Origin of the sequence: Cyanobium sp. NIES-981, assembly GCF_900088535.1 — a bacterium.
Classification (GTDB): Bacteria; Cyanobacteriota; Cyanobacteriia; order PCC-6307; family Cyanobiaceae; genus NIES-981.
The window spans coordinates 1,965,786-1,979,648 of the sequence record NZ_LT578417.1 but is presented as its reverse complement, the minus strand read 5'-3'; the positions used below and the strand labels follow the sequence as shown (position 1 = coordinate 1,979,648).

Here is a 13,863-nt window from a genome sequence, read left to right as displayed (position 1 = left end):
CCCATCACCCCCATGGCCTTCCTCACCCGCTCCCGCCTCTTCGGCCTGCTGCTGCTGGCCTCGATGCCGCTGGACTGCGCCGCCGCCCTGGCCACCTCGGCGGCCCAGCACCTGGGCTCGGACCTGGGCACGGACCGCCCTCCCAGCCTCGATCGCCCCGCCAGCATCGAGGAGAGGCTGCGGCGCATCGCGACCGAGGTGCGGCTGCGCGAGTCGGAGCAGGCGCAGGAGCCCGGGGTCCAGGGGGAGGGCGGCTTCGCCGAGGGGAGCGCCGTCCGGAGCGACGACGGGAGTGATGGGGGCCGGCTCGCCTACGTGTTCGTGAATGCCCCTGCCCTGGGCTGGGGCAACGGTGGCTTCCGCAATGGTGGCTTCTACAACGGCGGCTTCCGCAACGGCGGCTTCCGCAACGGCGGCTTCTACAACGGTGGTTTTCGCAACGGCGGTTTCTACAACGGCGGCTTCCGCAATGGCGGCGGCTTCCGCAACGGGGGCTTCCGCAATGGTGGGTTCCGCAACGGGGGCGGCTGGCGCAATGGCGGCTTCCGCAACGGCGGCTTCCGCAATTTCCGCTGATGGATCCGGCGGTGGCGGGATTCGGGCCGGTGCGGCTGCTGGTGCTGCAGCCCACCCCCTTCTGCAACCTCGACTGCGACTACTGCTACCTGCCCGATCGGGGCGACCGCACCCGCCTGAGCTTCGAGCTGCTGGAGGCCGCCCTGGAGCGGGTGCTGGAGAGTCCCTTCTTCGATGGAGGCTTCACCCTGCTCTGGCACGCAGGGGAGCCGCTCACCGTGCCGATCCGCTTCTACGACGAGGCCACCGCACGGATCCGGGGCGTTCTGGCGCGCCACGGGCTGCCGCCCACCACGGTGGTGCAGTCGCTGCAGACCAACGCCACGGTGATCACCGAGGCCTGGTGCGAGTGCTTCGCCCGCAACGACATTCACGTGGGGGTGAGCCTCGACGGCCCTGCCTTCCTGCATGACGCCCACCGGGTGACCCGCACCGGCCTGCCCACCCATGCGGCGGCCATGCGGGGCGTGGGCTGGCTGCAGCGCTGCGGCATCCCCTTCGAGGTGATCAGCGTGCTCACCGCCGATGGGCTCGACCACGCCGACGCCATCGCCGCTTTCTTCCTGGAGCACGGCATCGCCGACGTGGGCTTCAACATGGAGGAAACCGAGGGGGCCAACGCCCATTCGAGCCTCGAGACCGGCGCCGCTGAGCGTCCGGCCCTGGAGGGGCGCTACCGGCGGTTCATGGAGCGGATCTGGCAGCGCTGCCGCGAGTATCCCGGCGCCCTGCGCATCCGTGAGTTCGAGGGGATCACCAGCCTGGCCTGCAGTGATGGGCGCCTGGATCACACCGACATGAACACCCCCTTCGTGATCGTGAACGTGGATGCCCGGGGCCATGTGTCCACCTTCGACCCCGAGCTGCTGTCGGTGCACACCGAGCGCTTCGGCACGTTCGCCTTCGGCCATGTGCAGCACGACCGCCTGGTGGACCTGGCGGCCAGCGACAAGTTTCAGCAGGTGCACCGGGAGATCCGTGCCGGCGTGGAGCGCTGCCGGGCCAGCTGCGACTACTTCGGGCTGTGCGGCGGCGGCGCCGGCAGCAACAAGTACTGGGAGCACGGCCGCTTCGATGCCACCACCACCGAGCACTGCCGTTTCCGCATCCAGCTGGTGGCTGATGTGGTGCTCGCTGGCATGGAGCGGGAGCTCGGGCTCGCCGGCTGAGCGGCGGCCCCAGCTCCACGGGTCCAGCCAGGAGGGTCAGCTCCTGCGCTCCGCCAGTTCCTGGAACAGCGCCACGTACTGGCGCGGCCCGCCGGGGAGGCTGGCGTCGATCCGCAGGGGATCCTGCGGGTCGGTGAGGCCGGCCAGATCGCCACCGGCGTGGCAGGGGCGGTCCACGGCGCCGCCGCTGCTGTCCACCAGCACCACCCGGTTGGCGGTGCCGAACACCTCCCCCAGCTCCTGCAGCAGGGTGAGGAAGCCGCGGTCGCTGCCGCCCCGCAGCCAGCCGCCGCCGGGTGCCGGCACCGAGGTGATCGTGTCGCCCACCCCCACCAGCCGCGGCATCAGGGCCGGCGGGATGGCCGAGCGGGCCAGCTCCAGCAGGCTGGGGTGGTCATGGGGGGCGGTGCGCACGTTGAAGGCGGCGCCGAGGGGAGCGGTGCCGCTGCGGCGCCCGATCGCCTGGTTGAGCAGCACCAGCAGGCCCACCTCCTTGAGGGCGCCGCGCAGCATCAGCTGGAAGTCGGTGGTGCCGGTGCCGGCCTCGCCGGCGGGCTTGAGCTGCTCGCGGCCGTCGCGGCTGCCCAGGTTCGGAGCCAGGTGGAGGAAGAACGCGTCGCCCAGCCCTGCGCCGGCGGCCCGCTCCAGCAGTTGCCCCATCACCTCCAGCGCCAGCTGCTGCAGGTCCTGCTGACGGCCCACGTCACCCTCCACAGCGGCGAACAGGCCGTTGAGGTTGAGGCTCGGGGAGAGGGGGTTGTCGAGCACGGCCGCCTCCACCAGGGCGGCGCGCCGCTCGGCCCCGAGCCGCGGCAGCAGGGCCGGCAGCCGCTCCAGCAGGCGGCGCTGCAGCTGCTCGGGCACCGCGGCGAGAAAGGCGATCTCGCCGGCGCTCACCCCCGGGTGGCTCACCCGCGCGAAGCGGTCCTGCAGCTGCACGCCGCCCGCCGCCAGCCCGGGCAGGTAAAGCCCCTCGGCGGCGGGATCGGCCTGGCCCGCCAGGGCCGCCTCCACCACCCGGTTCACCCCCCGGCTGCCCTCGTGCTCGCCGTTGGTGAGCACGGCGAACTGCCCCTCCAGCCTGCGGGCAGCCCGCAGGTAGGCCGGATCCATCCGCCGCTGGCGCGGGTCGTGCACCAGCTCCATGCACACCCCATCGAGGTCCTGCACGACCAGCAGCTCGCCCGGATGGGCCAGGTCGTCGAGCAGAGCGTCCGGGCTCAGGGCATGGGGAGAGAGGGGCATGGGATCCGGGGATGTGGCCCCAGGCTGGAGCATCGGGCCGGGGCTTGAGCAGCTTTCGATTTCTTTCTTTTTGCTTGTTCAGGGCTTCAGGCCGGCTCTTCTGTGTTACCAAACTCAAAAGAAACGACTGCATGGGTTCAGCGCTCTTCCTCAGCATCGACCAGGGCACCACCAGTTCCCGCGCCGCCCTCTACGACAGCTCCGGCCGCCAGGTGGCCTGCTGCGGGGCCCCGCTGGAGTGCCGCTATCCCGCCGATGGCTGGGTGGAGCAGGACCCCGAGGCGATCTGGCGCAGCCAGCTCGCCGCCCTGCAGGAGCTGGAGCGCGCCATCAGCGAGGAGCAGCGCCGGGCGGTGGCGGCCTGCGGCATCGCCAACCAGCGCGAAACCACGGTGCTCTGGCGCCGCGGCAGCGGCGAGCCGCTGGCGCCGGCGATCGTGTGGCAGGACGGCCGCACCGCCTCCCTCTGCGCCGAGTGGAAGCGACAGGGCCTGGAGGCCACCCTGCGGCAGCGCACCGGCCTGCTGGTGGACCCCTACTTCAGTGCCAGCAAGATCGTGTGGTCGCTGCGGGAGCGGCCGGCCGTGGCCGCCGCGGCGGCCGCCGGGGAGCTGTGCTTCGGCACCGTGGACAGCTGGCTGCTGTGGCACCTGTGCGGCCGCCATGCCACCGACTGCAGCAACGCCAGCCGCACCCTGCTGATGGATCTGGAGCGGCTCCAGTGGGCGGGCGACCTCGCCGCTGCCCTGGGGGTGCCGGAGCAGGCGCTGCCGGAACTGCTCCCCTGCCGGGCGGCCTTCGGCAGCATCGCCGCCGGTCTGCCCTTCGCCGGCGTGCCGATCACGGCGATGCTGGGCGACCAGCAGGCCGCCACCCTGGGCCAGAGCTGTCTGGCGGTGGGGGAGGGCAAGTGCACCTACGGCACCGGCGCCTTCCTGGTGATCAACACCGGTGCCACGATCCAGCGCTCCTCCGCCGGCCTGCTCAGCACCGTGGGCTGGACCGACGCCGACGGCCGGCCCACCTACTGCCTCGAGGGCAGCCTGTTCAACGCCGGTACGGCGATCCAGTGGCTGCGCGATGGCCTGCGCCTGATCGAGCGCTCGGATCAGGTGAATGGCCTGGCGGCGGGCTGCAGCAGCAGCGGCGGCGTGATGCTGGTGCCCGCCTTCACCGGCTGGGGCACGCCCCACTGGGACCCCTACGCGCGGGGGCTGCTGATCGGCCTCACCCGCGACACCGGACCGGCCCAGATCGCCCGCGCCACCCTCGAGGGCATCGCCCTGGCGGTGGCCACCCTGGTGGAGCTGGCCGAGCAGGCCCTGGGCGCCCCTCTGCAGGACCTCGCCGCCGACGGCGGGGCCGCGGCGGCCGATCTGCTGCTGCAGGCCCAGGCGGATGCCACCGGGGTGCCGGTGCGGCGCCGCGCCGACCTGGAGAGCACCAGCCGCGGGGTGGCCCTGCTGGCCGGGGTGCAGGCCGGCCTGCTGCCGGGGCTCGAGGCCTGGAGTGGCCTGGCCGAGGCGCCCGGGGCACGCCGTTTCGAACCCGCCCTGGGGGTGGAGCAGCGCCAGGCCTGGCGCCGGCGCTGGCGGCAGGCGGTGGAGCGCAGCCTGCACTGGCAGACCGAGGACAGCGCCCCTGACGCCGCCGGCCCGCCGCGGCAGAGCACCACGACGACGACGACCACCACCACCCTCACCGGAGCTGCCTGAATGACCGTGGATCTGCTTGTGATCGGCGGTGGCGCCACCGGCGCCACCGTGGCGCTCGAGGCCGTGCGCCGGGGGCTCTCGGTGACCCTGGTGGAGGCGGGCGACATCGCCCTCGGCACCAGCAGCCGCAGCACCAAGCTGCTGCACGGCGGCGTGCGCTATCTCGAGCTGGCCTTCAAGCGGCTCGACTGGCGCCAGCTGCAGCTGGTGCGGGAGGCCCTGGGGGAACGGGGGTTCTGGCTGGAGGCGGTGCCGTTCCTGGCCCAGCGCCTGGAACTGCTGCTGCCCACGGCCGGCTTCCTGCAGCAGGCCTATTACGGCATGGGCCTGAGTCTCTACGACCTGCTGGCCGGCCGCCGCGGCATCGGCGCCAGCCGCTGGCTGGGCCGGCAGGCGGTGCGGCGGCAGTTGCCCGAGCTGGCGCCGGGCTTCAGCGGCGTGGCCTACAGCGACGGCCAGTTCGACGATGCCCGGCTGAATCTGCTGATCGCCCGCACCGCCCAGGCTCTGGGCGTGACCGTGCACACCCGCACCCGGGTGGTGGAGCTGCTGCGCCAGGGCGATCGCCTCGCCGGCGCGGTGGTGGAGGACGCCCGCAGCGGCGAGCGCCGCGAGCTGCCGGCGCGGGTGGTGCTCAACGCCACCGGCATCGGCGCCGACGCGATCCGCCGCCTGGCCGATCCCGAGCAGCCACCGCGGCTGCAGGCCAGCCGCGGCATGCACGTGGTGCTCAAGGCCAACCTCTGCCCCGGCGGCACCGGCCTGCTCATCCCCTCCACCGCGGATGGGCGGGTGCTGTTCATGCTGCCCTTCTTCGGCCGCACCCTGGTGGGCACCACCGACACGCCCTGCCCGCTGGCGGAGGCCAACCAGCCGAGTGCGGAGGAAGAGGCCTACCTGCTCAGCTACGTGCGCCGCTGGTTCCCCGGGCACGGCGAACCGGAGGTGGCCAGCCGCTGGGCCGGAGCCCGGCCGCTGCTGCGGCCCGCCGCTGCCGCCACCGGCGACACGGCCACCGTGGTGCGGGAGCACGAGGTGGAGACCCTCCCCTCGGGCCTGATCAGCGTGATGGGGGGCAAGTGGACCACCTGCCGGCCCATGGCCCTCGATGGTCTGGAGGCCGTGGCGGCCCAGCTGGGCCATCCCCTGGGCGAGCCGGCGGGGCCGACGCCGATCCTGGGGGCCGCCGCCAGCCCCGAGGCCACCCGCCGGGAACTGGCGGCCCTCGAGCATCGCCTCCTGGAGCACCATGGCCCGCAGCTGGTGCGGCACCTGCTGGCCAGCCACGGGCTGCAGGCCGAAGCCGTGCTGGCCTGCGCCGCCACGCCGCAGGAGTGGGAGCCCCTCAGTGCCGTGATCCCCCTCACCGCCTCCGAGGTGCGCCATGCGGCCCGCCATGAATGGGCCCGCAGCCCCGAGGATGTGCTGGCCCGTCGCTGCCGCCTGAGCTTCGTGGACACGGCCGAGGCGGAGCGGCTCACCCCGCTGGTGCAGGAGCTGCTGGATCAGGAGCTCGCTGACGCGCCGGGCCGGCCGGCGGCGGCGGAGACCACGCTGGAGTCGGTGGCTGAGTCGGCGTCGGGTTCGCCCACCAGCCACCAGAAGAACCCGTAGGCCGGCAGGTACACGTACCAGGCGTCACTGGCGGCGGGGAACTCGCAGCCCCAGAGCACCTCCCGCACCCGGCTGCCGCGCCAGCGGTCCAGGTCGAGCTGGGTGGAGGCCCCGGCGGCCGAGAGATTGGCGGCCACCATCACCGTCATGTCCTCGCTGCGGCGCGCGTAGCAGAGCACGCTGGGGTGGCCGCTCTCCAGCAGCTGGAAGTCGCCGGAGCGCAGGGCCGGCAGCTGCCGGCGGCTGGTGAGCATGCGGTGGTGCCAGTTGAGCAGGGAGCCGGAGAGCTGCTGCTGCACCGCCACGTTCACCACGCGGTAGTCGTAGCCGGGTGCGGTGATGGGGGGGAGCACCAGCAGCGGATCGGGGGCGGTGGAGAAGCCGCCGTTGCGCTCCGGCGTCCAGGCCATCGGCGTGCGGTTGGCGTCCCGGTCCCGCAGGCCGGGCCAGTCGCCCATGCCCAGCTCGTCGCCGTAGTACAGGCAGGGGATGCCCGGCAGGCTGTAGATCAGCCCGTGCAGCAGCGTGTTGGGGCGCGGGTCGCCGTTGAGCAGGGGGGCGAGGCGCCGGTTGATGCCCCAGTTCAGCCAGTGCCCCTCCGCGTTGGGGAAGCCGGTGCGCACCGCCTCGATCACGGATTCGTCCACCAGATGGCCGTCCCCCAGCCAGAGCTCGTCGTGGTTGCGCAGCGGCAGGGCCCAGCGGCAGCCCGGCACCGTGGCCTGGGCCTCGCGCAGGCAGCGGCGCAGCTGATCGCAGCGGCCCCGTGCCACCGCCGCGAACAGGTGGGCGGTGAGCCCGAACTCGAAGGCGGCGTGCAGTTCCCCCTCCGCCAGGTAGGGCGCCGATTCCTGCACGGGCTGGATGGCCTCCGCCAGCAGCAGCACCTCCCGGCCGCAGGCGTCCACCCGCCGGCGCAGTCGCCGCAGGAAGGCGTGGGTTTCGGGCAGGCCCTCACAGCGGCTGCCCTCCTGCTCGAACAGAAAGGGCACGGCGTCGAGGCGGAAGCCGTCCACCCCCTGGGCCAGCCAGAAGTCCACCACCGCCAGCATCTCCTCCTGCACGGCCGGGTTGGCGTAGTTGAGGTCGGGCTGGTGGCGCAGGAAGCGGTGCAGGTAGTACTGGCCGGCCACCGCGTCCCATTCCCAGTTCGACTCCTCGAAGTGGCGGAACAGCACCGGCGCCTCGGCGTAGCTGCGGTCGTCGTCGCGCCACACGTAGAAGTCGCGCTCGGGGCTGCCCTTGGCGGCCCAGCGGGCCCGCTGGAACCAGGGGTGCAGCACGCTGGTGTGGTTCAGCACCAGATCGAGCACCACGCGGATTCCGCGGGCCTGGGCCTCCTCCAGCAGCCGCGTCAGATCCTCGAGGCCGCCGAGCTCCGGGTGGATGGCGGTGAAGTCGGTGATGTCGTAGCCGCCGTCCTTGAGGGGGGAGGGGTAGATCGGCGTCAGCCAGATCGCGTCCACCCCCAGCCACTCCAGGTAGGCCAGCTTGGCGGCGATGCCGGCCAGATCGCCGATGCCGTCACCGTCGGCGTCGGCGAAGCTGCGCGGCATCACCTCGTAGATCACACAGCCTTCCCACCAACGCACCTGGGGATCGGGCATCCGGCACCAGCGCCTCGGCTCTCTGCTCCGGGTCTAGGCGCCTCCGCCGGGCGGCGCCAGCGGCTGTTGCAGGCTGCTCGGCTGTTGGCCCCCCGGGCTTCAGCAGCGCTCTCCGCTGGCCTGGTGGAAGCGATGTTCGTGGCAGGGGTCCCAGCCCAGCTGCAGCGCCGCGCCGATCTCCTGGCTGCCGCCGGTGGTCCAGCGCAGCTCGCCGTGGCGGCTGGCCAGGGTGAGCTGCTGGCTGGCGCCATGCCACTCGCGGCTGCGCACCTGCACCGGCAATCCCCCCTCCGCCACCGGATGGAGGTGTTCGGGCCGGATGCCGAGCACGGTGCCGTCGTCCATCGGCAGCAGGTTGATCTGGGGGCGGCCGATGAAGCTGGCCACCACCACGTTGGCGGGCCGGCCGTAGAGCTCCTGGGGGGTGCCGCACTGCTGCAGCCGGCCGTCCTGCAGCACGGCGATGCGGTCGGCGATGCCCATGGCCTCCTGCTGGTCGTGGGTCACGTACACCACCGGCGCCTGGCCGCCGCAGAGGATGGCGCGCAGCTGGGGCCGCAGCTCCTCGCGCAACTGGGCATCGAGGTTGCTCATCGGTTCGTCCAGCAGGAACACCCGCGGCTCCCGCAGCAGGGCCCGGGCCAGGGCCACCCGCTGGCGCTGCCCGCCGGAGAGGTCGGCCGGGCGGCGATCGCGGAAGCCCTCCAGCTGCAGCATCGCCAGCACCCGGGCCATGGCCTCCTGGCGGCGCTGCCGCGGCACGCCCCGCAGCTCCATGCCCAGCGAGAGGTTGCGCGCCACGCTGAGGTGGGGGTAGAGCGCGTAGCTCTGGAACACCATCGCCACCTGGCGCCGGCCCGCCTCCACCCCGGTCAGGTCGCGGCCGTCGAGGAGGATCCGCCCGCCATCGGGCTGATCGAGCCCGGCGATCAGGCGCAGGATCGTGCTCTTGCCGCAGCCGCTCGGCCCCAGCAGGGCGAGGCATTCACCAGCCTCCACCGAAAGGTCGATGCCGGCCAGGATCACCTTGCCGTCCAGGCGCCGCTCCAGCCTGTCCAGGCGCAGGGCCGGGGTCGTGCTGCTCATCCTTTGATCGCTCCCTGGGTGAGGCCGGCCACGATCTGGCGCTGGAACAGCAGCAGCAGGGCCAGCAGCGGCACGCTGCCGAGCACGGTGGCGGCGGCGAAGGCGCCGTAGGGCACCGTAAACACCGAGGACCCGGCGATCCGGGCCATGGCCGGCGCCAGGGTGAGCAGGTCGGTGCGGCTCAGCCAGGTGAGGGCGATCGGGAACTCGTTCCAGCTGAACAGGAACACCAGCAGGCCCGTGCTCACCACCGAGGGGCCCATCAGGGGCAGCAGGATCCAGCGCAGGCGCTGGGCCAGGCTGAAGCCCTCCAGCACGGCGTTCTCCTCCAGCTCCACCGGCAGCTCGGCGAAGGCCGCCTGCAGCAGCAGCAGGGCCAGGGGCAGGGAGAGGCCGGCGTAGGGCAGGCAGAGGGCCAGCAGGTTGTTGGCCAGGCCGAACTGCCGCGCCACCTCCAGCAGGGCCAGGAACAGCAGCACGTAGGGGAACACGGCTGCCGCCAGCAGGCCGCCGCCGATCAGCAGCCGCAGCAGTCCCTGGCGGCGGCTGAGGGCGTAGGCGCAGGGGATGGCGAGCACCAGGGTGAGCAGGGTGCTCAGGGCCCCCACCACGGTGCTGTTGAGCAGATAGCGCCAGAAGGGGGGATCGCCGCTGAGCACGGCGCCGTAGTTGGCCAGGGTCCAGCCGCGGCCGAGGCCGCCGGCGCCGGCCAGCAGCGCTTCCGGGGTGCGCAGGGAGGTGTAGAGCTGCCACAGCATCGGCCCGAGGCTCCAGAGCAGCAGCAGGGCGATCAGGGCGTTGCGGCCCGGGGACCCGGTGCGGGAGGGCCGCGGCGGGGCGGAACGGGAGGAGGTGGAACGGGAGGACGTCATGACGCGCCCCCCCCGGCGCGGCGCTGGCTGAGCACCAGCAGGGCGGCGCCGGCCAGCAGCAGCACGAACATGCCGAGCATCACGGTGGCGCTGTAGCCGAAATCGAGGAAACGCATGGCGTTGAGGTAGGCGTAGAGCGCCAGGCTCTCGGTGCTGCTGGCCGGGCCGCCGCCGGTGAGCACCACCACCAGGTCGAACACCCCGAGCGCCTGGGCCAGGCGGAACAGCAGCACGATGAAGATGTAGGGCTGCAGCAGGGGCAGGGTGATGCGGCGCAGGGCCTGCCAGGCGCCGCCCCCCTCGAGGGCGAAGGCCTCGTAGAGGTCGGCCGGGATCATCTGCAGGCCGGCCAGCAGCAGCAGGGCCACGAACGGGGTGGTCTTCCAGACGTCGGCGAACACCACCGCCAGCCAGGCCAGCTGGGGGGAGGCCAGGAACGGCAGGGTCGGCAGGCCCAGCAGCTGCAGCAGGCCGTTGATCGGGCCGTTGGGATCGTTGAAGATCCAGCGCCAGCCCAGGGCCATCACCGTGGTGGGCAGGGCCCAGGGCAGCAGGGTGAGGCTGCGCACCACGCCGCGGCCCCGCCAGCGCTGATGCAGCAGCAGGGCGATGCCCAGGCCCAGCAGCAGCTCCAGCCCCACGGACACGGCCGCGAAACGTACGGTCTGCAGGGCGTCCTGCCAGAAGCGCCCATCCCCCAGCAGCCGCTCCCAGTTGGCCAGGCCCACCGGCACGGGCTTCAGGCCCGTGAACACCGACTGGGCCTGCAGGCTCAGGCCGGCGTAGTCGAGGATCGGCCAGAGGAACACCGCCAGCAGCAGCAGCAGGGCCGGCGCCATCAGCGCCAGGCTGAGCACCGGGCTCACGGCGTCACCTCCCGGCCGCTGGCGGCGCGCTGGCCGCTGGCCTCCAGCAGCTGCCGGCTGGCGCGGCCGGCGCGGGCCATGGCTTTCCCGGGCGCCGTGTCGCCGGTGATCACGCCGCTGAGCTGGCGCTGCACGATGTCGCTGAGCTGGGCGTAGCCGGGGTTGATCGGCCGCAGCACGGCGTCCTCGAGGGCGGCGCGCAGCACCGGCAGCAGCGGCCGCTGCGCCACCAGCTCCGGGTCGTCGAACAGGGCGGTGAGGGTGGGCGTGTAGCCCCAGCGCTCCACCAGCCGGCGCTGGCTGGCCGGGCCTGTGAGGGCCTGCAGCGCCTGCACGGCCTCGGCCGGATGGCGGCTGCCGGCGAGCACCGAGAGCCCCCAGCTGCCCTGGGTGGCGCCTGGGGACCGGCCGGGCTCGGCCACCATCGTGGTGACCCCCACCTTGCCGGCCACGCGGCTGCCGCTGCCCTGCAGCTCCTGCCAGGCATAGGGCCAGTTGCGCAGGAAGGCGGCCTCGCCGGCCTCGAAGCTCTGCAGCGCCTCGGGTTCGGCGAAGTTGGCCACGGCCGGTGGACTGACGCCCGTGTCGATGAGGCTGCGCAGCCAGGTGGCCGCTTCCGTGGCTGCGGCGGAGTCGAGCCCGAAGCCGGGCCCGACGGGTCCCCAGGTGCCGCCAAAGCCGTGCAGCACCTCCAGGAACACGCAGCTGAGCCCTTCGTACTGGCGGCCCTGCCACACGTAGCCCCAGCGCACCTGGCCCCGGCGCTGCAGGTCGCGGGAGACGGCCACCAGCTCGGCGGGGGTGCGGGGCGGCTCGTCCATCAGGTCGGTGCGCCAGTAGAGCAGGCCCATGTCCGCCACCAGTGGGACGCGCCAGAGGCGGCCGTCGATGCGGTTGCCCTCGCGGGCGCCGGGGGCGAGGGGGGCGAGGGCGTCGGGACCCAGCCAGTCGTCGAGGGGCAGCAGCCAGCCGGCGGCGGCGTACTTGGCCGTCCAGGTCACGTCCATCAGCAGCAGGTCGTAGGGGCTGTCGCCCAGCAGCAGGCTGCTGATCGCCAGATCCGACACCGACTCGGTCTCGAAGGGGCCGCGGGTCACGGCCAGGCGGACATTCCGCTGCCCGCGGTTGAAGGCGTCCACCAGCTCGGCGGTGGCATCGGCGAAGGGGGCCGGCATCAGCACCCGCACCGTCACCGGGGCCCGCGCCCACACCAGGCCGCCCCAGGCGAGGGCGACGGCCAGGCCGAGGGCCAGCGCCAGGCCCAGGCCGCGGCCCAGCCGTGTCCGCCTCCCGGCCAGGCTCAAATCGCCCGCAGGGCGCCGAGTTCCTGCTCGGCCCAGTGCTGCACGGTGAACTCCTCCACGGCCTCCGACATCGAGGCCATGCGCCGCACCTGCTCGTCCTTCGGCATGGTGAGGGCCGTGAGGATGGCGTTGTCCATGCTCCGGTGGGAGTAGGGGTTGGTGACCACCGCGTCCTCCAGTTCCACCGAGGCGCCGGAGAATTCCGAGAGCACCAGCACGCCGTCCCGGCCCTGGCGGGCGGCCACGTATTCCTTGGCCACGAGGTTGAGGCCGTCGCGCAGCGGCGTGATCCAGCACACGTCCGACTGGGTGAACCAGGCCACCAGCTCGTTGTATGGCGTGCGCCGGGTGGAGAGGCGCACGGGGGTCCAGTCGATGCGGCCGAAGCGGCCGTTGATCCGGCCGGTGATCTCCTCCACCGAGCGCTGGATGTCCTCATAGATGCGCATGCCACTGGCGGCGGCGACGCAGGCGAGGAACAGCTCCACTTTTCCGTGCCACTCGGGATTGTTCTCCAGCACGCGCTCATAGGAGAGCAGCATGTCCTCATTGCCCTTGGTGTAGTCCACCCGGGAGGCCGAGATGATCAGCTTGCGGCCGGCGTGCTGCTCGGCGATCTGGGCCGCCATCCCCTGCACCTCCTCGGAGGCGGCGATCTCGCGGATCACGCCCGGCGAGGTGCCCACCGGGGAGGCCTGCACGTGCACGCGGCGGCCGTTGTGCTCCAGCCAGGGGATCACCGTGGGCTGGGCCAGGGCGCTGCCGAAGTGGCGGAACTTCTCGGCCACCGGCACCGGCTCGCCGCATTGGGCGCCGCGCAGGTTGATGGCGGTGCGGGAGAAGTTGTCGGCGTAGCGGGGGATGTGAAAGCCTACCAGATCGCAGCAGAGCAGGCTGTCGAGAATTTCATCCCGCCAGGGCAGGATGCTGAACACGTCGTTGGAGGGGAACGGCGTGTGGTGGAAGAAGGCGATGCGCACGTCGGGCCGCAGCTCCCGGATCTGGGCCGGTACCAGCCAGAGGTTGTAGTCGTGCACCCAGATGGTGGCGCCCTCGGCGGCCTCCTCGCAGGCGGCCCGCGCGAAGGAGTGGTTCACCTGCACGAAGGTGTCCCAGTCGGAGTTGTCCACACTGAACAGCCCCGGAAAGCTGTGCAGGATCGGCCAGAAGGATTCCTTCGAGGTGACGTGATAGAAGCTGGAGATCTGCTCCTTGGTGAGGGGAAGCCGCCGCAGGGTGAAGGGGCTGGCGGAGGGAACCGTGAGGCGCTCGTCGGGGGCGGTGGCGGCGTCGGCCTCCTCCCGCCAGGAGATCCAGGTGCCGGAACGTTCCTCCTGGAAGAGATTGCGCAGGGTGGGAATGATGCCGTTCGGGCTCTTCTGATCCACGAACTCCACGCTGCCATCGGCCGCCGTCTTCAGATCGTAGGGGGAGCGGTGGTACACCAGCACAAAGCTGCTGGCGCCGAAGCGGGGAGCGGTGACAGCGGGTTGCTGGGAGGTGAGCATGGAGGAGGGTGGCGTCATGGTGAGAACGGGATGGCCGGAACTGGAAGGTTTGAGCTGGACGGCAGGAGCGCGGCCGGATCGCCCGGAGCCACTGGATCGCTCGGAGCCATGGGAGCCAGAGCCATGGGAGCCAGGACATCGGGCGGGCGTGGAGGTCGCATCAGCCGTGGCGCAGTCACCATCCGCGCTGGGATGGATCTCGCTGGGATGGATGGATCCAGACCAGAATCGTGGCGGTGAAGGTGACGCTCAAGCGAAGAGATCTCTGCGGCTGAACCTGCAGTTGACTGGATGGCTGCAC

The 13,863-nt window shown here is 72.4% G+C and carries 11 protein-coding genes; 4 read left to right on the top strand and 7 right to left on the bottom strand.

Going from position 1 to position 13,863, the window contains the following annotated elements:
• Positions 1 to 12 precede the first annotated feature (12 nt).
• Both grrA and grrM read left to right on the top strand, forming a co-directional pair.
• Positions 13 to 576, top strand: coding sequence for a GrrA/OscA1 family cyclophane-containing rSAM-modified RiPP (gene grrA / locus CBM981_RS10100; RefSeq protein WP_087068298.1), 564 nt, complete (start codon positions 13 to 15; stop codon positions 574 to 576).
• Complete coding sequence (grrM, locus tag CBM981_RS10095; RefSeq protein WP_087068297.1) at positions 576 to 1,745, top strand: cyclophane-forming radical SAM/SPASM peptide maturase GrrM/OscB; 1,170 nt, start codon at positions 576 to 578, stop codon at positions 1,743 to 1,745. Before grrA ends, grrM begins: the two co-directional genes overlap by 1 nt.
• A 36-nt stretch (positions 1,746 to 1,781) precedes the next feature.
• Here grrM and stpA read toward each other — a convergent pair whose 3' ends face one another.
• The gene (gene stpA / locus CBM981_RS10090; protein ID WP_087068296.1) at positions 1,782 to 2,990 is read right to left on the bottom strand and encodes a glucosylglycerol 3-phosphatase; all 1,209 of its coding nucleotides are present in this window, start codon (positions 2,988 to 2,990) and stop codon (positions 1,782 to 1,784) included.
• A gap of 131 nt (positions 2,991 to 3,121) precedes the next feature.
• On the opposite strand from stpA, the gene glpK reads away from it, so the two are divergent.
• Together glpK and CBM981_RS10080 are read left to right on the top strand one after the other, a co-directional pair.
• On the top strand, positions 3,122 to 4,705 hold the full coding sequence (gene glpK, locus CBM981_RS10085; RefSeq protein WP_087068295.1) for a glycerol kinase GlpK: 1,584 nt from the start codon (positions 3,122 to 3,124) through the stop codon (positions 4,703 to 4,705).
• Entirely contained in the window at positions 4,706 to 6,319 is a 1,614-nt protein-coding gene (locus CBM981_RS10080; protein WP_087068294.1) for a glycerol-3-phosphate dehydrogenase/oxidase, read from the top strand. It abuts the gene before it with no gap.
• On the opposite strand, the gene CBM981_RS10075 is transcribed toward CBM981_RS10080, so the two are convergent.
• From CBM981_RS10075 to ggpS, 6 genes are all read right to left on the bottom strand, one after another.
• Positions 6,211 to 7,926 carry an alpha-amylase family protein gene (locus tag CBM981_RS10075; RefSeq protein WP_087068293.1) on the bottom strand — a complete coding sequence of 572 codons (1,716 nt, stop codon included), beginning with the start codon at positions 7,924 to 7,926 and terminating at the stop codon, positions 6,211 to 6,213. The two genes, CBM981_RS10080 and CBM981_RS10075, sit on opposite strands and share 109 nt — an antisense overlap.
• Positions 7,927 to 8,025: 99 nt before the next feature.
• Positions 8,026 to 9,012, bottom strand: a complete 987-nt coding sequence (locus CBM981_RS10070) for an ABC transporter ATP-binding protein (protein ID WP_087068292.1) — start codon at positions 9,010 to 9,012, stop codon at positions 8,026 to 8,028.
• Positions 9,009 to 9,770 (bottom strand): carbohydrate ABC transporter permease, encoded by a 762-nt coding sequence (locus CBM981_RS10065; RefSeq protein WP_087069343.1) that lies wholly within the window; start codon positions 9,768 to 9,770, stop codon positions 9,009 to 9,011. Before CBM981_RS10065 ends, CBM981_RS10070 begins: the two co-directional genes overlap by 4 nt.
• A 110-nt stretch (positions 9,771 to 9,880) precedes the next feature.
• Positions 9,881 to 10,723 (bottom strand): carbohydrate ABC transporter permease, encoded by an 843-nt coding sequence (locus CBM981_RS10060; protein WP_087069342.1) that lies wholly within the window; start codon positions 10,721 to 10,723, stop codon positions 9,881 to 9,883.
• Between the two features lie 23 nt (positions 10,724 to 10,746).
• Entirely contained in the window at positions 10,747 to 12,054 is a 1,308-nt protein-coding gene (locus CBM981_RS10055; RefSeq protein WP_087068291.1) for an ABC transporter substrate-binding protein, read from the bottom strand.
• The gene (gene ggpS, locus CBM981_RS10050) at positions 12,051 to 13,580 is read right to left on the bottom strand and encodes a glucosylglycerol-phosphate synthase (protein ID WP_087068290.1); all 1,530 of its coding nucleotides are present in this window, start codon (positions 13,578 to 13,580) and stop codon (positions 12,051 to 12,053) included. Before ggpS ends, CBM981_RS10055 begins: the two co-directional genes overlap by 4 nt.
• Positions 13,581 to 13,863: the final 283 nt, after the last annotated feature.

Coding starts and splice junctions, on each gene's coding strand:
- glpK (WP_087068295.1), top strand. CDS start 3,122: ATGGGTTCAGCGCTCTTCCTCAGCATCGACCAGGGCACCACCAGTTCC.
- CBM981_RS10070 (WP_087068292.1), bottom strand. CDS start 9,012: ATGAGCAGCACGACCCCGGCCCTGCGCCTGGACAGGCTGGAGCGGCGC.
- CBM981_RS10080 (WP_087068294.1), top strand. CDS start 4,706: ATGACCGTGGATCTGCTTGTGATCGGCGGTGGCGCCACCGGCGCCACC.
- CBM981_RS10065 (WP_087069343.1), bottom strand. CDS start 9,770: ATGCTGTGGCAGCTCTACACCTCCCTGCGCACCCCGGAAGCGCTGCTG.
- grrA (WP_087068298.1), top strand. CDS start 13: ATGGCCTTCCTCACCCGCTCCCGCCTCTTCGGCCTGCTGCTGCTGGCC.
- stpA (WP_087068296.1), bottom strand. CDS start 2,990: ATGCCCCTCTCTCCCCATGCCCTGAGCCCGGACGCTCTGCTCGACGAC.
- CBM981_RS10075 (WP_087068293.1), bottom strand. CDS start 7,926: ATGCCCGATCCCCAGGTGCGTTGGTGGGAAGGCTGTGTGATCTACGAG.
- CBM981_RS10060 (WP_087069342.1), bottom strand. CDS start 10,723: ATGGCGCCGGCCCTGCTGCTGCTGCTGGCGGTGTTCCTCTGGCCGATC.
- ggpS (WP_087068290.1), bottom strand. CDS start 13,580: ATGACGCCACCCTCCTCCATGCTCACCTCCCAGCAACCCGCTGTCACC.
- grrM (WP_087068297.1), top strand. CDS start 576: ATGGATCCGGCGGTGGCGGGATTCGGGCCGGTGCGGCTGCTGGTGCTG.